The following is a 22300-nucleotide window of genomic DNA, read 5'->3' on the forward strand; positions in this document are numbered from 1 at the left end:
ACAAGGGTTGAGAGCCAATATAGCACTGCCTTGGAAACCTGTCTGTAAGGGCGCTCACGGGCATACAGATGGCGGTGTACCCTCTCGCGCCAGAAACCGATGTGGCAATCCTTCTTGGCCATGACAGGCATCGGGCGCGAATGCATCCCCGCCAGTGAAGACGGCAACCGCATTCTCGTCGGTAGAGAATCGCAAAGCTTCCCAAACGGAAAAGCTGCTGCTTGGTGTTGTTCAGAAACTCTGGTGCGGACGGCGCGCTGCCCTGCCCCGCGAGCGCCCTGCCATGCCGATACCTGAAATACGTGAAAGTCACTCATTTTGTATCTCAGTTTGTATCTCTAAAACCGCAAACACAGCAATGGCAAAAAATCACCGCCAAAAATACCCCCTAAAAATCAAATAGTTAAATTAAATCTTGGGAGGAAATTATGGTGCGGACGGCGGGAATCGAACCCGCAAGCCCCAGGGGCGGCAAATTTTAAGTCTGCTGCGTCTACCAGTTTCGCCACGTCCGCATCGCAACAACGACTAGCGGTAGAAATCCCGGCAATCAAGCAGGATACGCATGTTCTTCAGAAAATACGCATGTTCAACGCCTGCGAAACAGGCCACCGCCCCGCTCCATCCGCCGCCAACCCGCCGCCCGCCACGTTCAACCATTGCCCTCCCAGGGGCGCGGGTCTATCTCTCCCCACATCAACAGGGATCACACTGAGATGAGCGAACTCGTAACGGCCGCAATGGTTGTCATCGGCGACGAAATTCTTTCCGGCCGCACCAAGGACAGGAATATCGGCCATCTGGCCGACATGCTCACGGCCGTGGGCATCGATCTGAAGGAAGTGCGCATCGTCTCCGACGACGAGGCGGCAATCGTCGAGGCGGTGAATGCGCTGCGCGCGCGCAACACCTATGTGTTCACCACTGGCGGCATCGGCCCCACGCATGACGACATCACCGCCGATTCCATCGCCCGCGCCTTCGCTCGCCCCTGCAACTATGACGACAGGGCCTATTCCCTGCTCGAAAAGCACTATGCCAGCCGCGACATCGAATTCTCGGACGCCCGCAAGCGCATGGCCCGCATGCCCGAGGGAGCCGAGCATATCGACAACCCCATTTCCATCGCCCCCGGCTTCCGCGTCGAAAACGTCTATGTGATGGCCGGCGTGCCGGCGATTTTCCAGGCGATGCTCGACAATGTGATCCCCACGCTCAAAACCGGCGCGAAACTCATCTCCGAAACCATCCCCTCCAGCCTTCCCGAAGGCGCAATCGGCGGCCCGCTCGGCGAAATTCAGGCAGCCCATCCCGAAACCATCATCGGCTCCTATCCAAAGTATCAGGATGGTTCCTTCTGGACCGAAATTGTGGTTCGATCCCGTTCGAAAGCGGCGCTTGAGGAGGCGGTTGTGGCCATCCGGTCCATGCTCGAAGATATCCCGCCCAGGCAGGTCGCAAAGGGTTGATCTGGCGCAAAACGGTTTGGCCGCAGATGCGCTAGAAAAGAAAAAGCGCACTGCATCGCAGCTCAAGGAGGCTGACATGAGCTACAAGACCATTCTCGCAATTCTGCAAAGCGAGGCTGACGCCCCGCGTGTCCTCGATCTGGCGCTGCCGCTTGCAGCCCGCCACGACAGTCATGTGATCGGCCTGCACGCCGAAGCGCTTCCCATGGTCATGGCCTCGCCCATGGGCGGCCCCGTGGTCGATCTCAGCATCGACATGCAGGAAGAGACGACCCGCCGTCACAAGGTCATCCGCCACCTGTTCGACGAACGCGCCCGCGTTGAGGGCGTCGCCAGTGAGTGGCGCGGCTTCGACAGCGTGTCGGGCGATTCGGCCGTCTCCGGCATCGAAAGCGCGCGCAGTGCAGATCTGGTGATCGCCCAGCAGACAGACCCGGACGCAACCGCCAGCATGGATGCCAATATCGAGGCCCTGCTTTTCGAGACCGGACGCCCCGTCCTCCTCGTTCCCTATATCCGCAAGGCCCGAGAGGCCGAGTTCAAGAAGATCCTGCTCGCCTGGAACGGCAGCCGGCAGGCAGCGCGTGCAGCCTTCGACGCCCTGCCCTTCATGAAGGAAGCCGACAGCGTGGAAGTGTTCTGTATCGACCCGCAGGATACGCCCCGCCGTGACGCATCCATGGCCGGCACGGCCATCGCCGCAGCCCTTGCCCGCCACGGCATCGACGTCACGGTCAAGGTGGAGCAGTCGGGCGGCGTCTCCCATGGCGAGGTGCTCGACAATCGCATTTCCGACACCGGCGCGGATCTTCTCGTCATGGGCGCATTCGGGCGCTCGCGCCTGCGTGAATTCGTGTTCGGCGGAGCCACGCGCACCATCCTGCAAAGCATGACGGTGCCCACCTTCCTCGCCCACTGAGGCGGGCCACGCCCACAGCCCGCATCCAAACTGTTGGGAAAATGCGGGATGAACCGGATGCCGGGCTTGCGCTCGGCATCCCTTTCCGGCTAATTCACCGCGCATTCCAATCAGCAGCCGCGATGCGCCCATGGAGTGCGAAGCCGATGTCTCTTCCTGAAAAAGCCTTTCCCGTTTCCTGGGATCAGTTCCACCGTGACGCGCGCGCGCTCGCCTGGCGTTTGTCCGGCGTCAACGGCGAATGGAAAGCCATCGTCTGCATCACGCGCGGCGGCCTCGTGCCCGCAGCCGTCATTTCGCGCGAACTCGGCATCCGCCTCATCGAAACCGTGTGCGTCGCCTCCTATCACGACTACACGTCGCAGGGCGAACTGCGGGTGCTCAAGGAAATCAATCCCGAGCTCCTCAAGGATGAAGGCGAGAACGTCCTCATCGTCGACGACCTCACCGACACCGGCAAGACGGCAGCCATCGTGCGCGCCATGATGCCCAAGGCGCATTTCGCCACCGTCTATGCAAAGCCCAAGGGCCGTCCGCTTGTCGATACCTTCGTCACCGAAGTCTCGCAGGACACCTGGATCTACTTCCCCTGGGACATGGGCTTCTCCTACCAGAAACCCATCGCCGAAGGTCAGCCCGACTGATCGCAACGCGCAGCGCTGCCCTTCCCGGCCGCAGCACGCCCAGGAGCAACTTCATGTCGCGCAGCGACGACAGGCCCGAACCGACGGACGGTCTCACGTCCGGCGCGCCCTTTGACGTTGCCGGGCGTGACGCCGTCTATCGGGCCATCGCCACCCGCCGCGACGTGCGCGGCGAGTTTCTGCCCGATCCGATCGACGAGGCCGCGCTCGCCCGCATTCTGGACGCCGCCCATCGCGCACCCTCGGTCGGCCTGTCGCAGCCCTGGGACTTCATTCTCATCCGCAGGCCGGAGACCCGCCAGCGGATCGCCGACATCTTTGCCGATGCCAACGCGCAGGCCGCAGAGCGCTTTCCTGCCGGGAAGCGGGATCAGTACCGCGCCCTGAAACTCGCCGGCATCACCTCGGCTCCCCTCAACATCTGCATCACCAGCGACCGCGAGCGTGGCGGGCCGGTCATTCTGGGCGCAACCCACATGGCCGACACCGACCTGTTCAGCACGGTCTGCGCCATTCAGAACCTGTGGCTTGCCGCCCGCGCAGAAGGCATTGGCGTCGGCTGGGTCAGCATCCTGCATGAAGACCGCGTCAAGGCGGTGCTCGGCATCCCCGAGCGCCTGCGCCTCGTCGGCTATCTGTGTGTCGGCCACGTCAAGGGCTTCTTCGACAGTCCCGAGCTTGAAAAGCGGGGCTGGAAGCGCCGTTCGCCACTCGCCTCCCATATCCATGAAGAAGGCTGGCGCGAAGAAGACTGAAGCGTGCAACGCTCGCCTTCATATCCGACAAGCGACGCATGATCATTGCGCCAACCTCTTGATTCTCTGCGTAAATTGATTATGTCTGCGATCAGGCTTTCCGCGCGCCCTGATTCGAGTCCGAAAGCTTGAGTGGCAATTGTTCCGCCACCCGGCGCGCAAATAAGCGTAGAAACAGTAACTTACAGGAAAAACATGAATCTGGGCGCGATGTGCCCGGTTGAGGAGAAGTACGATTTTCACGCACGGCACACGTTTGCGGCTGACCGAAACGGTTCGGCGTCTGTTCGGTGGCAATCCCCGCCGCGTTCAGGCAGCAGCGCTGCCGTGGCGCAACGCGGCGAACGGCAGCGGCATCGAGATCATGCTCGTGACCAGCCGGGGAACCGGTCGCTGGGTGCTGCCCAAGGGCTGGCCCGAAGGGCTCGAAACCCTCGCCATGGCCGCACAGCGCGAAGCGCGTGAAGAGGCCGGCGTGCGCGGCAGGCCCGCAGCCGGCGAAATCGGCCGTTTCTACTACCACAAGGAAGACGGCACCGGGGTCGAGTGGCCCTGCGAGGTTGCGGTCGTCCCGCTGGAAGTGACCGAGGAGCGCGCCAAGTGGCCGGAGCGCAAGCAGCGCACCCGCCAGTGGTTCTCGCCCCAGGAGGCGGCAGCCGCCGTGAAGGAGCGCGATCTCGGTGAGCTTCTGATCGCATTCAGCCACAATCCACGAGAAATCGCCGCCTGATCGGTCTTTTTTGCCGTCGGCGCTTGCCGCGCGCGGGTTTGTTTCCTAACCCGGTGCGGAGTTTTTTCCGCACACTTTCACCATCGTGAAGCCAGGGCACGAGATGGATATCGCATGAGCGAAAGCAGCAATCCACGCAAACAGACGCTCGACAAGGATCTAGACAAGCTCGTCTATGTCGAGGAAGCCACCACCACCGTGGCGCGCGGCCTGGTTGCCCCCGGTCTTGCCCTGTTGTTCCTCGCGCTCACCGCCATCTTCGCCGCCACCTACACGTTCGGCGAGCCGCGCGCGGTGATCATCGTCGCTGCCGCCGCCATCGGCGCCTATATGGCGCTCAACATCGGCGCGAATGACGTGGCCAACAATGTCGGCCCGGCTGTCGGCGCAAAGGCCATGACGCTCGGCGGCGCGCTCCTGATCGCAGCCGTCTTTGAAAGCGCCGGCGCGCTGATCGCCGGTGGCGATGTGGTTTCCACCATTTCCAAGGGCATCATCGATCCCGCCGCCGTGGGAACGCCCGAGGCCTTCGTGCGCGCCATGATGGCCGCGCTCATCTCCTCCGCCCTCTGGATCAACCTGGCGACCTGGATCGGCGCCCCCGTCTCCACCACCCACTCGGTCGTCGGTGGCGTCATGGGTGCGGGCATCGCGGCTGCCGGCTTCTCCTCCGTGGACTGGGCCACCATGTCGCAGATCGCGGCAAGCTGGGTCATTTCGCCGGTTGTCGGCGGTGTCATCGCCGCCCTCTTCCTGGCCTTCATCAAGACCGCCATCATCTATCAGGATGACAAGATCGCCGCCGCGCGCCGCTGGCTGCCGCTGCTGATCGCCATCATGGCCGGCACATTCTCCGCCTATCTCACCCTCAAGGGGCTGAAAAAGGTTTTCCCGGTCACCGGCGGGGGCGCAGCCATCATCGGTCTCGCCTTCTTCGCAGTCACCTGGTTCCTCGCCCATCTCTTCGTGCATGCGCAGTCGGAAGGGCTCGAAAACCGCAATCAGTCGCTGCGCAGCCTGTTCAAGGTGCCGCTGGTCATTTCGGCCGCCCTCCTCTCTTTTGCCCATGGTGCAAATGACGTGGCGAACGCCGTCGGCCCGCTGGCCGCCATCGTCTTCACCGTGCATGAGAGCACCGTCAACACGACCGTCGCCATCCCGCTCTGGGTCATGGTCATCGGCGCGGCCGGCATTTCCATCGGCCTCGTCCTATTCGGCCCCAAGCTCATCCGCATGGTCGGCGAGCAGATCACCAAGCTCAACCCGATGCGCGCCTTCTGCGTTGCGCTTTCGGCAGCCATCACCGTCATCATCGCCTCCGGTTTCGGCCTTCCCATCAGCTCGACCCACACCGCCGTCGGCGCCATTTTCGGCGTCGGCTTCTTCCGCGAGTGGTACACCGCCCATTCCAAGCGCCGCCGCGCCTATCTGGAGCGCAAGGGCGTGCGCCTCAAGGCAGACAATGGCATCCAGTCGAGCGACGATGACGATCTCGAAGTCGAACAGCAAAAGACCTCGCGCGAGGAAGTCGCCCGTCGCAAACTGGTGCGCCGCGCCCATGTGCGCACCATCGTTGCCGCATGGGTCACCACGGTTCCCGCCGCCGCCATCCTTTCAGCCGTCATCTTTCTGGTGCTCGACCTGATCGCCTGACCCGGAAACTGCACAGGCCCTCATCGATCAAAGCGCACAGCCCCTCCGGCCTGTGCGCTTTTTTCTGCACACCCCTCCTCCCGAGACGCCGGGAAAGATGGGTTTTTCAAACCGCAACAGCTGGCGTGCGACTTCCCCATAATTCACACACCTCACACACTACATGTAGTGATTGCCTGTCATAATCCGCCGACTTCTTGACGCCACGGTACGAGTCGCATTTTATGGTCCGGCACTCGCGTTCGTACGGTGCGGTTGGTCGGCGCAAAGCCGGTCGATTTTCCAATTCGTTTGAGTTTCCAGCATCTGCCCGGACATCTGTTTCGGGCGGAACGGCATCGTTTGCGCCGTGGAAAAAGCAGGCGGGGGCGTCGGCTGCCGTGAGGCATCAAGAATCTGTTAACACTATATTTAGTGATTTCGGAAATCCTACGCACCATATAATGTATCAGTTCTGTGACATTGACGTCGCAGTCGCATCAGGTTGGGGGCGGTTTCGCACCTGCGAAACAAGACCTAGCGGTTTCCGGATTCCGGGCCGCATAAAGGAACCAACCTTCGGTATCTAGGCGTCGCGCGCTTCAAGCGCCCGGCATGGCGGACACGGTGTCCGCGCAGTGAAGATGTGATGAGCCATTCGCTGCGCAAGACGCTATATATGGATTAGGGGCAAAGAGGACAAAATGCGCATCGAACGCCGGTTCACAAAGCAAGGCCAAAGCCCATATGCGGAAATCGCGTTCCGCAAGGCCACGAGCGAAATCAAGAACCCGGACGGCTCCATCGTCTTCCGGCTGGAGAACATCGACGTTCCGGCGCAGTTCTCCCAGGTCGCCAGCGACATTCTCGCGCAGAAATATTTCCGCAAGGCCGGCGTGCCCGCGCACCTGAAGAAGGTCGAGGAGAATGATGTCCCCTCCTTCCTGTGGCGTTCGGTTGCCGATGAAGAAGCGCTGAAGGATCTGCCCGAAGACGAGCGCTATGGCTCCGAGACCAGCGCCGCGCAGGTCTTCAACCGTCTCGCCGGCACCTGGACCTACTGGGGCTGGAAGGGCGGCTATTTCGATGGCGAGGAAGACGCCCGGACCTTCATGGACGAGCTGTGCTACATGCTCGCCACCCAGCGCGTTGCCCCCAATTCGCCGCAGTGGTTCAACACCGGCCTGCACTGGGCCTATGGCATCGATGGCCCCGGCCAGGGCCACTATTACGTCGACCCGTTCACCGGCAAGCTGACCAAGTCCAAATCGTCCTATGAGCACCCGCAGCCCCATGCGTGCTTCATCCAGTCGGTCGGCGACGATCTGGTCAATGAAGGCGGCATCATGGACCTGTGGGTCCGCGAGGCGCGCCTGTTCAAATACGGTTCCGGCACCGGCTCCAACTTCTCTCATCTGCGCGGCGAAGGCGAAAAGCTCTCCGGCGGCGGCAAGTCTTCGGGCCTCATGTCCTTCCTGAAGATCGGCGACCGCGCTGCCGGCGCCATCAAGTCGGGCGGCACCACCCGCCGCGCGGCCAAGATGGTCGTTGTCGATGCGGACCATCCCGATATCGAGGCTTACATCGACTGGAAGGTGAAGGAGGAGCAGAAAGTCGCCGCCCTCGTCACCGGTTCCAAGATCGCCAAGAAGCACCTCGAAGCCATCATGAAGGCCTGCATCAACTGCGAGGCCGACAATGATGAATGCTTCGACCCGTCCCAGAACCCGGCGCTCAAGCGCGAGATCCGTGCTGCAAAGCGCAATGCCGTGCCTGAGAACTACATCAAGCGCGTCATCCAGTTCGCCCGCCAGGGCTACACCGACATCCAGTTCAAGACCTACGACACGGACTGGGATTCGGAAGCCTATCTCACCGTTTCGGGCCAGAACTCGAACAACTCCGTTTCGCTCAAGGACGACTTCCTGCGCGCCGTGGAGACCGACGGCAACTGGGATCTGATCAACCGCATTGACGGCAAGGTCGCAAAGACCCTCAAGGCGCGCGACCTGTGGGACAAGATCGGTTACGCCGCATGGGCGTCCGCCGATCCGGGCCTGCACTACAACACCACCATGAACGACTGGCACACCTCGCCGGCAGCGGGCCCGATCCGCGCCTCGAACCCGTGCTCGGAATACATGTTCCTGGACGACACGGCCTGTAACCTCGCCTCGATGAACCTCCTGCAGTACCGCAATCAGGACGGCACCATCGACATTGCGGCCTACGAGCACACGGTGCGCCTGTGGACCATGGTGCTGGAAATCTCCGTGATGATGGCCCAGTTCCCGTCCAAGGAGATCGCAAAGCTCTCTTACGAGTACCGCACGCTGGGTCTCGGCTACGCCAATATTGGCGGTCTGCTGATGACCTCCGGCATCCCCTATGATTCAGCGGAAGGCCGCGCTATTGGCGGCGCGCTGACGGCGATCATGACCGGTGTCGCTTACGCAACCTCGGCAGAGATGGCCGGCGAGCTCGGCGCGTTCCCCGATTATGAGCGCAATGCCGAGAACATGCTGCGCGTCATCCGCAACCACCGCCGCGCCGCCCATGGCCAGAGCGACGGTTATGAGGGCCTGTCGGTCAATCCGGTGCCGCTCAAGGCGGACGAGTGCCCGCATGCCGATCTGATCGAGCATGCCCGCGCCGCCTGGGACCGCGCGCTTGAGCTGGGCGAAAAGCACGGCTACCGCAATGCGCAGGCCACCGTCATCGCGCCCACCGGCACGATCGGCCTCGTCATGGACTGCGACACGACCGGCATCGAGCCCGACTTCGCACTGGTGAAGTTCAAGAAGCTGGCCGGCGGCGGCTACTTCAAGATCATCAACCGCGCCGTGCCGGAAGCCCTGCGCACGCTCGGCTATTCCGAAGCCCAGATCGCCGAGATCGAGGCCTATGCGGTCGGTCATGGCAATTTCGATCAGGCTCCGGCCATCAACCCGACCAGCCTCAGGGGCAAGGGTTTCGACGACGAGAAGATCGCCGCCGTCAACGGTGCGCTCAAATCGGCCTTCGACATCAAGTTCGCCTTCAACAAGTGGACGCTCGGCGAGGATTTCTGCAAGGAAACGCTGGGCCTCACCGACGAGCAGCTCGACGATTTCTCCTTCGACATGCTGGCCGCACTCGGCTTCACCAAGAAGGAAATCGAGGCCGCCAACATCCACATTTGCGGTGCCATGACGCTTGAAGGCGCACCGCATCTGAAGGAAGAGCACCTGCCCGTCTTCGATTGCGCCAATCCGTGCGGCAAGGTCGGCAAGCGCTACCTTTCGGTCGAAAGCCACATCCGCATGATGGCTGCCGCGCAGCCCTTCATCTCGGGCGCCATCTCCAAGACCATCAACATGCCCAACGAGGCGACGGTCGAGGACTGCAAGGCGGCCTACCTCCTCTCCTGGAAGCTGGCGCTCAAGGCCAACGCGCTCTACCGCGATGGTTCCAAGCTCTCGCAGCCGCTGAACTCCGCGCTCCTGTCCGACGATGAGGACGATGCCGACGATCTGGCCGAAGAGCTGGTCGCCGCACCGGCTGCCGCGCAGGCCGCCGTCGTCTCCGAGAAGATCGTCGAACGCATCGTGGAAAAGGTTGTCCGCGACGAACGCGAGAAGCTCCCCAACCGCCGCAAGGGCTACACCCAGAAAGCGGTGATCGGTGGCCACAAGGTCTATCTGCGCACCGGCGAGTTCGACGATGGCCGCCTCGGCGAGATCTTCATCGACATGCACAAGGAAGGTGCTGCCTTCCGTGCGATGATGAACAACTTCGCCATCGCCATCTCGCTTGGCCTGCAATACGGCGTGCCGCTCGAGGAATATGTGGAGGCCTTCACCTTCACCAAATTCGAGCCGGCCGGCATGGTCATCGGCAATGATGCGATCAAGAACGCCACGTCGATCCTCGACTATGTGTTCCGCGAGCTGGCCGTGTCCTATCTCGGTCGTTCGGATCTCGCCCATGTGGACACGTCCGACTTCACCAACACCGCGCTCGGCCGCGGCATCAATGAAGGCAAGGCGATCCCCTTCTCCAAGGGCCTGACCCGCGGCGCGACCCCGTTCAAGCTGGTTTCCGGCAAAAGCGGTGAGCCCAAGGGCGAAGCCGGCGGCCCGTCCGTCCGCGCCATCGCCTCGGGTGCAACCGTCCACGCGCTGAAGCCTGCCGTTTCGGAACTGCAGGAAGAAGCCACCGCCTTCCGCCGCGACTATGAGGAGCGTGCGAAGGAGCTGGCAGAGGAAGCCGCGCAGGAAGGCGAAACCGACGCCCTCTTCACCGAGGCAGCCGCTCAGGAAGCCGCCGAAGCAAAGAAGGTCGAGAGCCACCGCCGCCAGCAGGCGATCATGCAGGGCTATACGGGCAATATGTGCTCGGAGTGCCAGAACTTCACCATGGTGCGCAACGGCACCTGCGAGAAGTGCGACACCTGCGGCGCAACGAGCGGCTGTAGCTGAAGCAAGGGTCACATTGAGGAGGGCAACATGGTTTGTCCTCCTGCACCCTGAAATGTCCGCAATGGCAGTTTGGTAATTTGCCGGCGCCATGCGACGACAGAACCAGAGAAAATCCGGGTCCATCGGCCCGGATTTTTTCGTTTCAGGCGTTATCGGAAGCCTTCATTCGACCGGACCCGCAGAGAACTCAGCGAGCGCCGATTGAAGGTGCTCCAGGAACGCCTTCACCCTGACCTGCGGATATTTTCTGCCTGAGTAAAACCCATAAAGCACCAGATCCTCTGGCGCGGGCTCGAGATCAATTTTGATGAGGGAGCCGGCATCGATGTCTGACTGACAGGCATGAAGGGGCAAAACGGCAAACCCCAGCCCTTTCAGCGCCGCCGCCCGCGCCATCTGACCGCTGTTCACCCTGTAGCTGGATTGCACCTGAACGGTCTGCTCCTGTTTGAAACGCCAGGGCATTCCCTGAAGCACCGACATGCTCGTAATACACGGGGCCCTGCTCAACGCCTCCAGCGATTGCGGCGCCGGGTATCGCTCCAGAAGCTCTGGCGCAGCCACCACACAGCTCGGCCAGCGCAGGATTTCCCTTGCAACCCAGCCGGAATTCTCCAGCGGTCCGCGTCCAAAGCGCAACACCAGATCGAACCCTTCCAGCAATCCGTCCGTCGGGTCCAGCCGGGTGTCGCAGCTAAGCTGTATCTGCGGATGCCGAACGCAGAAATCCGCGAGGATTTCGGCCATGAACGGGAGGTCCGGCGTGATGATCCGCAGGTGACCGGACAGGGAATCCCCGAACAGGGACACCTCTTCCAGCGCATCATCCATCGCTTGCGTGAGCGGTGTCATGGACCGGTAAAGCTGCTTGCCTGCCGCCGTCGGGATCATCTTCCGCGTCGTGCGTTCCAGCAAACGAACATTGAGCTGCCGCTCCAGCAAGGCGACATGCCGGCTGACATTGGATGTCGGCAACTGAAGCTGCTCCGCCGCCAGCTTGAAGCTCAGCTTGTCATAGACCGCCTGGAAGCAGAGCAACCACTGAAGTTCGATTTTTTCCAGCATCCATTCGCCCAAATAACGGGATTAACAAAGCAACAAAGCCAGATTTATCGCCAATCAGGAGCTCGATACAAGCTGCATCAGATTTCTTGATCAGGAGAGAGCGGATGACCAGTGCAAAGCGAATTGCCATCGTGGGCGCCGGTGTCGCCAGTATGGCGCTCGCCATTTTCGCCACCAGACAAGGCCATCAGGTAAGCCTGTTTGAGCGTGGCAGTGCGGTTTCCTCAATGGGAGCCGGGGTCACCCTGTGGCCGAATGCCGTCTTCGTTATGGAGCAGATGGAGCTGGCAGACGCCATCAAACGCAAGGGCGGCGCGCCCCGCTTCATGCGCCAGTTCGATCAGCACGGCATCCAGAAGGCCGAATTTGATATCCTGGAAGTGAACAGGCTGTGCGGCTTCCCGAGCGTGACCATATTGCGTCGCGATCTCATGCGCATTCTGGCCGGGGCGTTGCATGCACTGGGCGTCGACATCAAGTTCAATCGCTCAATTGCCGCGCAGGATATCGAGGGGCTCAGGACGCAGTATGATCTCGTCGTCGGTGCAGATGGCCGCATGAACTCGGCGGTGCGTCAGGCGATCCATGCAGAAGACGTGCTTCCCCGCTATCAGGGTTTCATCAACATTATCGGCATCAGCCAGCCGGAGCGTGGCGTCATCGATGCCGCCATTCACGATTTCTGCGGGGCGGGAGAACGTTTCGGCATCGTCCCTGTTGGTGATGGTCTGTGTTTCTGGGCAGCCGCGTGGCGCACCCCGATCGACAGGACGCGGCCGTTGCCCGCCTGGTACGATGAGATGGACCAGCGTTTTCGGGACTGGCCCGGCCCGGTCCAGAATGTGCTGCAATCGCGCAACGAAATATCGCTCAATCGCATTTTCGTCCATGACCTCGATCCCCTGCCCCATTGGCATCGGGACAATGTCCTGATCATCGGGGATGCAGCCCACGCTCCCCTGCCCACCTCCGGCCAGGGCGCCTGTCAGGCGCTGGAAGACGCGTGGCATCTTTCCAGAATGCTGGAGGAACATGATCGTCTGGAGACCGCGCTTTCGCGTTTTTATGAGACGCGCATCGTGAAGACGTCTGCGGCGCAGTCTGCAGGGCGACAGGTCGCACAGCGAATTTTTGGAGACCAGTCGAAGTCCAGTCCCCCTGCCCCCGGGTTCTCCGCCGGGCAGTTGAGCCGTCTCTGGATGCAGGGTCTCGAAAAGGGATCAGGGTAATCGCAAATGGGCAATCAGCCTCATCGCCCTGATCGTAATTCCGGGGCTTCTGCTCGATTGCATACTCGCAGGCTACCCAAAGCCCGGCCATGTGTCGGCTTATCTTCTGGGCGCGGCTTTGGCATGGCGTTTGCAGTCCATGGGCACAGGGCACAGAGCGCCGCGCCCGCGCCCCAGAGAAAACAGGCGGGAAACCCCGCCTCTTTCAGCCTAAAGCAGCCCCTGCCCGCCCTCACCGCCCCGCCGAAACCAGCAGCATCATCGGCCGCTCCAGCTCCTCGGCCAGATCCGGCATTTCCGCGATCTGCGCCCTGGTCGGGGCGAATTCCCTGATCTCACGCAGCGCAAACCCTGCGCCGACAAGCGTGTTCAGCGTCGTCGCCATGGTGCGGTGATATTTGAGCACGCCGCTTGCGAACCAGTCCGTTCGCCGCTCCCCCTCCAGCGCGTAGCAATTGACCGGCCAGGTCTTGTGCCCGTCCTCTTCCGGCAGCCAGCGCGGCTGTGTGGCGGCCATGAAGATCGGATGCTCGATGGTGAACACGAAGTGCGCACCCGGCGTCAGCGCCGCATGGATCATCCGCACCAGCCGGTCGAAATCCTGAATATAGTGGAAGGTCAGCGCGCTGAAGGCGAAATCGAACGCGCCCTGCGGCAGTTCCAGCGTTTCCAGATCGGCAATGCGGTATTCGATGGCCGCATCATTCGTGTCGGCGCGCGCGCGCTCGATCATGTTCTGCGAGACATCGAGGCCAAGAACGCTCCGCGCCCCGGCCTCGCGCAGATAGCGGGACGCCCAGCCAAACCCGCATCCCAGTTCAACCACCCGCCGATCCGTCATATCCGGCAGCATGGCCTTGATGGCCGGCCATTCCGGCGCGCCCGCCAGACCATGCACCTGCCTGGGCAGCTGGCTGTAGCCTTCGAAGAACTCCGGGTTGTCGTAGATGTTCTGTGCCATTGAAAGTCTCCATTCCTTGAAAAAGAACGGGGCGCAGCTTCACGCACAAAACCCCGTCCGCACTGCGGCGAGGTTGCAGGATCATGGACCGCGTCTGGTTGTCAGCGTGTCTTAAACCCCGGCATCTCGCCTGAAGAGATGCCGGCCATCCGGGAAACGATGTGGGTGTCCTGTCCGATCATGACGCCATATTCTCCGCCATGGCGGATCTGTCAAGCTGCGGCCTCAGCGCCCGGAGCGCGCCAGCGCCACCGCTTCCACGATCTCGTCCGCGCTCATCGGCCGGCGATAGAGCCGGTTACCGATCAGGAAACTCGGCGTTCCGGCAAGCTTGAGCGCCTTTGCATGGGCCTCGTTTCGGCCAATCAGCGCATCGATTGCCTTCAGATGCACATCCAGCATGTCACGCACCGCGCCGGCGTCCGCCCCCACGCTGCGCAGCGCATCGTCCACCTTGCCATGCGTCAACCCGCCCTCAATGGCGATCACTTCATTATGCGCCGCCTCATAGACGCCCAGCGCCGCCGATGCATGCACCATGCGCGAGGCATACCACGCCACATCGCCATTGATCGGCCAGTCCTTCATCACCAGCCGCAGATTGCCGTCAGAGCGCACGATCTCCTTCAGCGCCGGGTGGATCGCCTTGCAGGAGGGGCAGAGATAATCGAAGAACTCCGCAATGGTCACATCGCCCGCCGGATTGCCCAGCGCCTGAAGCGCCGGGTCGCGCACCATGTCATTCAGGCTGGGCGCGGCGCGTGCCGCCAGCGGCGCAACCGCCAGCGCGCCGGAGGCTCCAGCCAGAAAGAAACGTCGGGAAATCATGCAGCCGCCTCCGCCTTTCGCACGGTCAGAATGGCGCGCAGACCACCACCGTCGCGGTTTTCGAGCGCCAGCGTTCCGCCCATGCGCGCCATCGCCGCCTGTGCAATGGCAAGCCCCAGCCCGCTACCGGTTGCCGAGCGGTTTCGCCCGCGCACGAATTTCTCCACCACCTGCGAAAGCTCTGCCTCGGGAATGCCCGGACCGCGATCTTCCACCACAAGGCGTACGCCATCATTCGCCTCGTCCACCCGGCACACCACGCCCGTGGTCTCCGGCGCATGGTTCAGCGCGTTCTCGATCAGGTTGCGCAGCGCCAGCGAGAGGAAATGCGGCTCGACAAGAACCCTGTCCGCGCCTTCGCCATCCGCCTCCACGCTCAGCCGCGCCGCGCCCTGCGGCAGCGGCAGCTCCGCCGCCACACTGCGCATCAGCGCCCGCGCGCTCACGGGTTGCAGGGTCGGCTCACTGTCATTCGCCTCAAGCGCGGTCAGGTCGAGAAGCTGCTTCACAAGCCGGCTCGTTCGATCCACGCCCATGGTGATCTGCCGCAACGCATTGGCGTGCACGGTCGGGTCATCGCTCGCCAGCGCAATCTGCGCCTGCGTTTTCACGCCGGCCAGCGGCGTTTTCAGTTCATGAGCGGCAAAAGCCGTAAAGCTGCGTTCGCGGTCGCGCGCATCTTCCACCCGCTTGAAAAGCCCGTTCAGCGCGTTCACCGCCGGCGCAATCTCCTTCGGCAGACTGGCCGCCTCCAGCGGGCGCAGATCATTGGCCGCGCGCGTCGAAAGCGTTTCGGCCATGTCGCTCAGGGGCGAAAGGCCGCGGCGCACCGAAACGAGAATGACCCCGGCCAGAAACGGCAGGATCAGAAGCGCCGGCACCACCAGCCCCTTGATCACATCGCTCACCAGGCTGTCGCGGATCTGGAGGCTGTCGCCCACCATCACCCGCACGCCCAGAACCTCGTTTTCCACGGTGAACACGCGCCAGCGCTCGCCACCCACTTCGGTCTCTGAAAACCCGTCCTGAATTTCCGTCAGCTGGGCTTCCGGCGCATTTTCCGAGCGCCCCACAAGGCTGCCTTCCAGCGTCCAGATCTGGCAGGAGAGCTGGCGTTCATAGGGGCGATTGCTGAGTTCGAACTCCCCCATCGCCTTGCGGGCGGCATTTTCCTCCAGCCCCACCTCGATACGGTGGTCGGAAAGGAGCGAATTGACCATCCGCGCCGCTTCCATCAGCCGCGCATCCAGCACCCGCTCCACCTCGGCCTGCGTGCTGAGATAGATCCAGCCGACCGCGAGCAGCCACACGAGCCCGGTCGAGCCCATGAGGATCAGGATCAGCCGTGCGCGGATGGATCTCATGCGCCCGCCTCCCGGAGCCGATAGCCAACCCCGCGCACGGTTTTGATGAAATCGGAGCCAAGCTTGGAGCGCAGCTTGTGGATGTGCACCTCCACGGCGTTGCTCTCCACCTCTTCCTGCCAGCCATAGATCGTTTCTTCGAGCGCCGGTTTGGAAAGGATGCTTTCCGGCCGCTCCATCAGCGCCGCCAGAAGCGCGAATTCGCGCCGCGTCAGGATCACCGGATCACCGTCGCGGCTCACCGACTGGTTTGCCGGATCGAGCGTCACCCCGCCCCATGCAAGCGTTGCGCTGGAGCGCCCCTTGCCCCGGCGCACCGCCGCGCGCACACGCGCCGACAATTCGTCGAGATCAAAGGGCTTTCCCACATAGTCGTCTGCGCCGGCGTCCAGCCCGGCGATCCGGTCGGGAACCTGATCGCGCGCCGTCAGAAGAACCACCGGCGTGGCGTCACCCCGCCGGCGCAGATCCGAAAGCACGTCGAGGCCAGAGCCATCCGGCAGCATCAGATCGAGCACGACCCCTTCATAGGCCTGTGCGCTGAGCGCGGCGAAAGCGTCCTCGCAGGTGGCCACGGCATCGACCGCAAAGCCGGCAAGCCCCAGCCCCACGGTCAGCCCGTCCAGAAGCAGCGGATCGTCTTCAACCACCAAAAGTCGCATCGCACGCGTCTCATTCGATCAAGCATTCAGACCCGAAGGCCCGCATCAGGTCACCAGAAGATGTTCCATCTTCGGATCGGGAATGACAACAATCGGGCTGCCGTCCCTTACATTATCGTGCAGGTGAATCACATCCTGGTTGATCAGGCGGATACAGCCGGACGACACCGCCTTGCCGATGCTCCACGGCTCCGGCGTGCCATGAATGCGGTAAAGCGTGTCCTTGCCGTTCAGATGGATATAGTGCGAGCGTGCGCCAAGAGGATTGCGCAGGCCCGGCGGCATGCCGCCATTGGCGATGCTGTAGGGCTCCAGTTCCGGCCGCCGCGCCACCATCTCGTTCGGCGGCGTCCAGCGCGGCCATTCACGGCGATAGGCCATGATCGCACGCCCCGCCCAGGAGAAGCCGTCGCGTCCGACGCCAATGCCATAGCGCGTCGCGCGGTTCGGTCCCGTCACGTGGTAAAGATACCTGTTCGGCGTATCCACGATCAGCGTGCCCTTGCGCTCGCTGGTGGGATAATCCACATCCTTGCGCCACCAGCGCTCTTCCAGATGGCTGACATCCACTTCGGGAATGGGAAAACGCTCATTCGGCATGGCGTAATACATCGGTGGAACGACGCGCCTGGGCTTGGGCGGCTCAACCACTTTGGGAGCCTCGGGCCTTGGCGTCGCAACGCAGCCCGAAACCGCCAGCGCGCTTAACCCGGCCAGAAAGCCACGCCGCCCCAACCGTCCTGAACCGACAGAATGTCCATCGTCGATATGTTCCTCGTCCGGTCGGTCGGACGCCCGCATCCGGGCGCTCATGCCCGTGCGAAAATGCGCCATGCTGAAAACTCCTTGCTGCATTGAGCTGTTTGCCGTCTGCCCAAACAACACCCACCTTAAGGCTGCCTTAAGTTGAGGCGTTCAATTCGCTCTCCAGCATCCCGCCATGAGGGTACGAACCCGGCGGTCCACACAATTTGAAGTGACAGAATGAAGACGATCCTGATCGCGCTTATGGCTTTCCTGTCCGTCAGCCTTGCGCCCGCCCCCGCCTCGGCCCAGACCGCAAAACCGCTGCCGGTCGAAGACGCCTTCACCCTTGAGGTCACCCGCACCCAGGACGGCACGCTTGCCCTCAACTGGCAGATCGCCGAAGGCTATTATCTTTATCGCGATCACATCGGCGCTTCGCAAAACGGCGCGGAACTGCCACTGGAAACCAGCCCCGGCATCCGCAAGGACGATCCCACATTCGGCCTCTCCGAAGTCTATTACGATGCGGCGAGCGCACACTTAGCCGAACAGGTCTTCGGCACATTCGACGTCACGTTTCAGGGCTGTCAGGATGGCGGCATCTGCTATGCGCCGGAAAACCGGCAGGTAAACGCCCTGTCGCTTGCCGTCACCACGCCGGCGGCCCCGCAGGCCGCAGCGCCCGTGGAATGGGTCACGGAAGAAGCGCCGACCGCCGCATCACCCGCCGCCCCCGCAACCAGTGAAGACACCGGCTTCGCGCTTGCCGAAGATGACGGGCTCATCCAGTCGCTGCTCGGTCGCGGCGGCGTTCTGCTCGTTCTGGTCAGCTTCCCGCTCTTTGGCCTGCTTCTCGCCTTCACCCCTTGCGTCTTCCCCATGTATCCCATCATGGCCGGTGCACTGGCGCGCGAGGGCGACCGGCTCACCGCCTGGCGCGGCTTCGAGCTTTCCTCGATCTATGTGATCGCGCTCGCCTCGGCCTTCGCGTTGCTGGGCGCTGCCGCCGGCTGGTCCGGGCAGAACCTGCAGCTCGTTCTGCAGTCGCCTGTCACGATCGGCATTCTGTCAGCGCTCTTCGCGGTTCTGGCGCTTTCCATGTTCGGCCTGTTCGAGCTGCAATTGCCCACTGCATGGACAAGCTGGGTGGCAAACCGCACGGGCGGCGTCGGCGGCTCACGCCGCTCGGCGGCCATTCTCGGCTTCTCGTCAGCCCTCATCGTCGGCCCCTGCGTCACCGTTCCGCTCGCCGGCGCACTCCTCTACATCGCCCAGACCGCCGATGTGGCGCTGGGGGCGGCAGCCCTTTTCGGCCTTGGCATCGGCAAGGGCATCCCGCTCATCATCATGGGCACGCTTGGCGGCAAGGCCCTGCCGCGCGCCGGCGCATGGATGGAAAGCGTCAAGCGCGTGTTCGGCTTCGGCTTCCTGGCCACCGCCATCTGGACGGCGACACCCCTCCTGCCCGCCGGCCTTGATCTCGCGCTCTGGTCAGCCCTTCTCATCGCCATCGCAAGCTTCGCCTTCAGCGCAAAGATCGCAGAAACGACGCCGCTCGCCGCCGTCCGCTCGGTTGGCGCGCTGTCGCTCATCTACGGCATCATCCTGATGCTGGGCGCGGCGTCCGGCGGCACCGATCCGCTCAAGCCGCTGGCCCAGATCGCCCAGCGCAGCGAGGCATCCGCCCCCGCCCGCGAACTCACCTTTGGACAAACCGGCTCGATCCCCGAGCTCAAAGCGCAGCTCGCCAGCGCCGGCGATGCGCCCACCCTCGTCTATTTCACCGCCGACTGGTGCGTCACCTGCCGCGTCATCGAGCGCTCGGTCCTGCCGGATGCCGGCGTGATCGACGGTCTTGGCGGTTTCCAGCTCATCAAGGCCGACCTGTCTGACTTCAACGACGAGAACGCAGCTCTCATGAAAGCCCTTGAAGTGGCAGGCCCGCCCACCATGCTCTTCTTCGATCCCGCAGGCCGCGAGGTCGCCGGCACCCGCCTCGTCGGCTCCGTCACGGTGGAAAACCTGACCGGCTCGGCCAAAACCGCAGAGGCGCTCTGATCATGAATGCCGTATCTCTCGGGCCGCTCGTGCTTGCGGCAGACCGCTTCGCGGTTGTACTCGCCATCTTCGTCTTCCTCATCGTCACCGGCATCATGGCCCGCAAGGTGGACGAACGCTTCAACGCCTGGTCCTGGTGGGCGTTTCTCGGCGGCATCATCGGCGCGCGCCTCGGCCATGTGCTCATCAACATGGAAAGTTTTGTGGCCGACCCGCTGCGCATTTTCGCGGTGTGGCAGGGCGGCTTCTACTGGCCAACCGGTGCAGCCGCCGTCATCGTCAGCCTGCTCGTCATGCTGCCCACAGGCCGCCAGCGCCTCTGGGCGGTCCTGCCGCTCGCCCTCTCCCTCATCGTCTGGAACACGACATGGCAGCTCACCGGCGGCACCGACCCGCTCGCCGTCCCGGATCAGGCCTTTGAAACGCTGGAGGGCAATGGCTACCGCCTCGAAGAGCACAAGGGCACGCCGCAGGTGGTCAATCTGTGGGCGACGTGGTGCCCGCCCTGCCGGCGTGAAATGCCCATGATGGCCGACATCGCCGCCTCCACGGACGACGTCACCTTCGTCTTCGCCAATCAGGGCGAAGGCCGCACCGCCATCCAGCGCTATCTCGCCGCCTCCGGCCTCTCGCTCGACACGATACTTGTCGACCAGTTCAGCGATCTGTCGCGCTTCTACAGCGCCCCCGGACTGCCCGCCACGCTGTTCATCGACGCCGACGGCGTCCTGCAACACGCACATCTGGGCGAAATCTCACGCGAGGTGCTCGTCGAAAAGATCGAGAACCTCAAAACCAGCATCAGCCCATCAGGAGACACAAGGCCATGATGAACCGCCGTACCCTGCTCGTCGCCGGCGCAGCGACGCTCGTCACCGCCGCCGGTCCGGCCCGCGCCCAGCTTTACCCGACCGTCGAAGAGGTTCTGTTCGACCCCGAAATCCCGGTCATCGGCAATCCGGATGGCGACGTAACCATCGCCGAGTTCTTCGATTACCAGTGCCCCTATTGCAAACGCGGCCACCCCGACCTGCTCGACGTGGTGCGTGAAGACGGCAATGTCCGGCTGGTGATGAAGGACTGGCCCATTTTCGGCGGCCCGTCCGTCCATGCGGCAAGCCTCGTCCTCGCCGCCGGCCCCGATTATGAAGCCGTCCACAACGCGCTGATGGCCACGCCCGGACGACTGACGCAGGACGAGGTCGACGAGACGCTTGCCGCCGCCGGCCATGACCCGGAAAAACTCCTGTCGAACTTCAAGAAGGACCGCCAACGCATTGAAGGGATTCTCTCCCGCAACATGGAGCAGGCCAATGCGTTCGGCTTCAACGGAACGCCGGCATTCCTCTTCAACACCAAGATCCAGTATGGCGCGATGCGCCGCAACGACATTGTTGCCGCCATTGCCGAGGCCCGTGGCTAAAGCAATTCCGCCAAAAACGGGAACCGGTTTTGCGTCCAAAATTGCGCAAAACAAAAACACCGCAAAAGAAAGGGGGGCGTAAAGCCCCCCGAACAAGCGGTCATTTCCGTACAGGCGGTCAGCCCGCCACCTTCCCGACCCAGCGCCACCAGGCGCTTTCATTGCCGTGGAAGACGTTCAGGTCGATCTTGCCGTCAACGCCCTGGCTCAGGCCCGATCCCGAATACTGCCAGAACACCCAGTCACGGCCCGGATAGACCTTCGAGGGATGTTCGGCCACGGCGCGCAGCCAGAACGGATGGTTCGGGAACGCGCCCTTCAGATTGTCCTCATAGAAATCCGGAGCGGTGTAGATGACAGGCCGCTGGCCGTAATGGCGCTCCAGCCGGTCGAGGAAGACCTTCATCTTCTCCAGAACTTCGGCACGCGAAGGCTTCCATTTGCAGCTCGACTGGTGGTTCCACTCCACATCCAGAACCGGCGGCAGCGCGCCCTTCACCTTGGGCACATTGCGAATGAACCACTCGGCCTGGTCAGACGCCTTCCGGCACCAGAAGAAGAAGTGATAGGCGCCCCGGCGAATGCCCGCCTTCGCGGCCCCGTTCCAGTTCGTCTTGAACATCGGGTCGATATGATCGATGCCGTCGGTCGCCTTGATGTAAGCGAAATTCGCGCCACGCGAGCGCAGCTTCACCCAGTCAATGTCGCCCTGCCAGCGCGAAACATCGACGCCATGCACCGCATGATGCTTGGGCGTCACCTTGCCGAAATTGATCGGATGCGCATCCCCGAACCGGCTGCGATACACCTTGCCGGAAGAAGAGCTTTTGGGCCGCACGGAGGGCGCCGGCATCGGCGTGATCATCGCCACCTGCTGCAGTGCAGGCGCGGAAACCCGGTCCGGCTCGGCAATCGCCATCATGCCCGCTTCGCTCGCAGGCTCGGCCATCACATCGGCGCTCCCCGCCCCGGGGACACCGACGCCGGGCCGCACAATGGAGCTCGTCACCTCGTTCGAGGGCGGGTCAATCTTGAGCGCTGTATCGATACTGGGGCCACCGGTGCAACCGGCAAGGCCAAGGGTCAGAACGACAGGTCGAAGGAACGCGGGAAGACGCATATACGATCTGCATGGGTTCGAGGGATCTGGGTCCCCGGCAGCTTTCGCCGGGCGAATAGCCAGTAATAGCCTCAACTTACCAATAAAGTTTGAATCAAGCCGTTAACCACGCCGCAAGGATGTCGGCCCACCTCCGTCCCCATGCGCCGCCCCCAATGCGCCGCCCCCAATGCGCCGCCCTATCCACAAGCTGGCAAATAAAAACCGCGGATTGAAACCTGCCGTTAGGCTGCG

General features: G+C 62.8%; 18 protein-coding genes and 1 tRNA gene. 11 read left to right on the forward strand and 8 right to left on the reverse strand.

Annotation, left to right across the window (positions count from 1 at the left end; genetic code table 11):
• Positions 1-429 precede the first annotated feature (429 nt).
• A tRNA-Leu gene (locus ACRTG1_RS10655) sits at positions 430-515 on the reverse strand.
• 201 nt (positions 516-716) lie between these two features.
• Here ACRTG1_RS10655 and ACRTG1_RS10660 point away from each other — a divergent pair.
• The 7 genes from ACRTG1_RS10660 (at position 717) to ACRTG1_RS10690 (ending at position 10609) form a co-directional block, all read left to right on the forward strand.
• Positions 717-1469 (forward strand): competence/damage-inducible protein A, encoded by a 753-nt coding sequence (locus ACRTG1_RS10660; protein ID WP_206554578.1) that lies wholly within the window; start codon positions 717-719, stop codon positions 1467-1469.
• 76 nt (positions 1470-1545) lie between these two features.
• Positions 1546-2388 carry a universal stress protein gene (locus ACRTG1_RS10665; protein WP_113156351.1) on the forward strand — a complete coding sequence of 281 codons (843 nt, stop codon included), beginning with the start codon at positions 1546-1548 and terminating at the stop codon, positions 2386-2388.
• A gap of 146 nt (positions 2389-2534) precedes the next feature.
• The gene (gpt, locus tag ACRTG1_RS10670; RefSeq protein ID WP_113155520.1) at positions 2535-3032 is read left to right on the forward strand and encodes a xanthine phosphoribosyltransferase; all 498 of its coding nucleotides are present in this window, start codon (positions 2535-2537) and stop codon (positions 3030-3032) included.
• Between the two features lie 53 nt (positions 3033-3085).
• On the forward strand, positions 3086-3787 hold the full coding sequence (gene bluB, locus ACRTG1_RS10675) for a 5,6-dimethylbenzimidazole synthase (RefSeq protein ID WP_206548847.1): 702 nt from the start codon (positions 3086-3088) through the stop codon (positions 3785-3787).
• 262 nt (positions 3788-4049) lie between these two features.
• Entirely contained in the window at positions 4050-4517 is a 468-nt protein-coding gene (locus ACRTG1_RS10680; protein WP_113156352.1) for an NUDIX hydrolase, read from the forward strand.
• Between the two features lie 114 nt (positions 4518-4631).
• Entirely contained in the window at positions 4632-6170 is a 1539-nt protein-coding gene (locus tag ACRTG1_RS10685) for an inorganic phosphate transporter (RefSeq protein ID WP_206543805.1), read from the forward strand.
• A gap of 683 nt (positions 6171-6853) precedes the next feature.
• Positions 6854-10609 (forward strand): vitamin B12-dependent ribonucleotide reductase, encoded by a 3756-nt coding sequence (locus ACRTG1_RS10690; protein WP_432516252.1) that lies wholly within the window; start codon positions 6854-6856, stop codon positions 10607-10609.
• Between the two features lie 162 nt (positions 10610-10771).
• Here ACRTG1_RS10690 and ACRTG1_RS10695 read toward each other — a convergent pair whose 3' ends face one another.
• Complete coding sequence (locus tag ACRTG1_RS10695) at positions 10772-11674, reverse strand: LysR family transcriptional regulator (RefSeq protein WP_432516253.1); 903 nt, start codon at positions 11672-11674, stop codon at positions 10772-10774.
• A 104-nt stretch (positions 11675-11778) separates the two neighbouring features.
• Here ACRTG1_RS10695 and ACRTG1_RS10700 point away from each other — a divergent pair, with 104 nt between their 5' ends.
• Complete coding sequence (locus tag ACRTG1_RS10700) at positions 11779-12903, forward strand: FAD-dependent monooxygenase (protein ID WP_432516254.1); 1125 nt, start codon at positions 11779-11781, stop codon at positions 12901-12903.
• Positions 12904-13135: 232 nt separating this feature from the next.
• Here the strand turns inward: ACRTG1_RS10700 and ACRTG1_RS10705 are convergent, their stop codons facing one another.
• The 5 genes from ACRTG1_RS10705 to ACRTG1_RS10725 all read right to left on the reverse strand — a co-directional run bounded on the left by ACRTG1_RS10705 (position 13136) and on the right by ACRTG1_RS10725 (position 17552).
• Positions 13136-13864 (reverse strand): class I SAM-dependent methyltransferase, encoded by a 729-nt coding sequence (locus tag ACRTG1_RS10705; protein ID WP_432516255.1) that lies wholly within the window; start codon positions 13862-13864, stop codon positions 13136-13138.
• A gap of 225 nt (positions 13865-14089) precedes the next feature.
• Positions 14090-14692, reverse strand: coding sequence for a thioredoxin domain-containing protein (locus tag ACRTG1_RS10710; RefSeq protein WP_206543810.1), 603 nt, complete (start codon positions 14690-14692; stop codon positions 14090-14092).
• On the reverse strand, positions 14689-16056 hold the full coding sequence (locus ACRTG1_RS10715; protein WP_206543811.1) for an ATP-binding protein: 1368 nt from the start codon (positions 16054-16056) through the stop codon (positions 14689-14691). The genes ACRTG1_RS10710 and ACRTG1_RS10715 overlap by 4 nt, the downstream gene beginning before the upstream one ends.
• Positions 16053-16718: a response regulator gene (locus tag ACRTG1_RS10720; protein WP_432516256.1), complete on the reverse strand. Its 666-nt coding sequence runs from the start codon at positions 16716-16718 to the stop codon at positions 16053-16055. The genes ACRTG1_RS10715 and ACRTG1_RS10720 overlap by 4 nt, the downstream gene beginning before the upstream one ends.
• 45 nt (positions 16719-16763) lie before the next feature.
• Positions 16764-17552, reverse strand: a complete 789-nt coding sequence (locus ACRTG1_RS10725; RefSeq protein ID WP_224873519.1) for a L,D-transpeptidase — start codon at positions 17550-17552, stop codon at positions 16764-16766.
• Between the two features lie 150 nt (positions 17553-17702).
• Between ACRTG1_RS10725 and dsbD the strand changes: the two genes are divergently transcribed.
• From dsbD to ACRTG1_RS10740, 3 genes are read left to right on the forward strand one after another with little or no spacing between them, the layout of a single operon-like run.
• Positions 17703-19523 (forward strand): protein-disulfide reductase DsbD, encoded by a 1821-nt coding sequence (gene dsbD / locus ACRTG1_RS10730; protein ID WP_432516257.1) that lies wholly within the window; start codon positions 17703-17705, stop codon positions 19521-19523.
• Positions 19524-19525: 2 nt separating this feature from the next.
• Positions 19526-20353 carry a TlpA disulfide reductase family protein gene (locus ACRTG1_RS10735; protein WP_206994242.1) on the forward strand — a complete coding sequence of 276 codons (828 nt, stop codon included), beginning with the start codon at positions 19526-19528 and terminating at the stop codon, positions 20351-20353.
• Positions 20350-20946: a DsbA family protein gene (locus tag ACRTG1_RS10740; protein ID WP_113155542.1), complete on the forward strand. Its 597-nt coding sequence runs from the start codon at positions 20350-20352 to the stop codon at positions 20944-20946. Before ACRTG1_RS10735 ends, ACRTG1_RS10740 begins: the two co-directional genes overlap by 4 nt.
• Before the next feature lie 118 nt (positions 20947-21064).
• Here the strand turns inward: ACRTG1_RS10740 and ACRTG1_RS10745 are convergent, their stop codons facing one another.
• Positions 21065-22066, reverse strand: coding sequence for a glycoside hydrolase family 25 protein (locus tag ACRTG1_RS10745; RefSeq protein ID WP_113155543.1), 1002 nt, complete (start codon positions 22064-22066; stop codon positions 21065-21067).
• Positions 22067-22300: the final 234 nt, after the last annotated feature.

The sequence above is a fragment of the Nitratireductor sp. PBL-C9 genome (assembly GCF_050877045.1).
Classification (GTDB): Bacteria; Pseudomonadota; Alphaproteobacteria; order Rhizobiales; family Rhizobiaceae; genus Nitratireductor; species Nitratireductor aquimarinus.

Bases quoted from the DNA above. Each gene is read 5' to 3' on its own strand.
- ACRTG1_RS10690 (WP_432516252.1), top strand. From the start codon at position 6,854: ATGCGCATCGAACGCCGGTTCACAAAGCAAGGCCAAAGCCCATATGCG.
- ACRTG1_RS10695 (WP_432516253.1), bottom strand. From the start codon at position 11,674: ATGCTGGAAAAAATCGAACTTCAGTGGTTGCTCTGCTTCCAGGCGGTC.
- ACRTG1_RS10710 (WP_206543810.1), bottom strand. From the start codon at position 14,692: ATGATTTCCCGACGTTTCTTTCTGGCTGGAGCCTCCGGCGCGCTGGCG.
- ACRTG1_RS10705 (WP_432516255.1), bottom strand. From the start codon at position 13,864: ATGGCACAGAACATCTACGACAACCCGGAGTTCTTCGAAGGCTACAGC.
- bluB (WP_206548847.1), top strand. From the start codon at position 3,086: ATGTCGCGCAGCGACGACAGGCCCGAACCGACGGACGGTCTCACGTCC.
- ACRTG1_RS10660 (WP_206554578.1), top strand. From the start codon at position 717: ATGAGCGAACTCGTAACGGCCGCAATGGTTGTCATCGGCGACGAAATT.
- ACRTG1_RS10700 (WP_432516254.1), top strand. From the start codon at position 11,779: ATGACCAGTGCAAAGCGAATTGCCATCGTGGGCGCCGGTGTCGCCAGT.
- ACRTG1_RS10685 (WP_206543805.1), top strand. From the start codon at position 4,632: ATGAGCGAAAGCAGCAATCCACGCAAACAGACGCTCGACAAGGATCTA.
- ACRTG1_RS10725 (WP_224873519.1), bottom strand. From the start codon at position 17,552: ATGGCGCATTTTCGCACGGGCATGAGCGCCCGGATGCGGGCGTCCGAC.
- gpt (WP_113155520.1), top strand. From the start codon at position 2,535: ATGTCTCTTCCTGAAAAAGCCTTTCCCGTTTCCTGGGATCAGTTCCAC.
- dsbD (WP_432516257.1), top strand. From the start codon at position 17,703: ATGAAGACGATCCTGATCGCGCTTATGGCTTTCCTGTCCGTCAGCCTT.
- ACRTG1_RS10720 (WP_432516256.1), bottom strand. From the start codon at position 16,718: ATGCGACTTTTGGTGGTTGAAGACGATCCGCTGCTTCTGGACGGGCTG.
- ACRTG1_RS10740 (WP_113155542.1), top strand. From the start codon at position 20,350: ATGATGAACCGCCGTACCCTGCTCGTCGCCGGCGCAGCGACGCTCGTC.
- ACRTG1_RS10745 (WP_113155543.1), bottom strand. From the start codon at position 22,066: ATGCGTCTTCCCGCGTTCCTTCGACCTGTCGTTCTGACCCTTGGCCTT.
- ACRTG1_RS10735 (WP_206994242.1), top strand. From the start codon at position 19,526: ATGAATGCCGTATCTCTCGGGCCGCTCGTGCTTGCGGCAGACCGCTTC.
- ACRTG1_RS10715 (WP_206543811.1), bottom strand. From the start codon at position 16,056: ATGAGATCCATCCGCGCACGGCTGATCCTGATCCTCATGGGCTCGACC.
- ACRTG1_RS10665 (WP_113156351.1), top strand. From the start codon at position 1,546: ATGAGCTACAAGACCATTCTCGCAATTCTGCAAAGCGAGGCTGACGCC.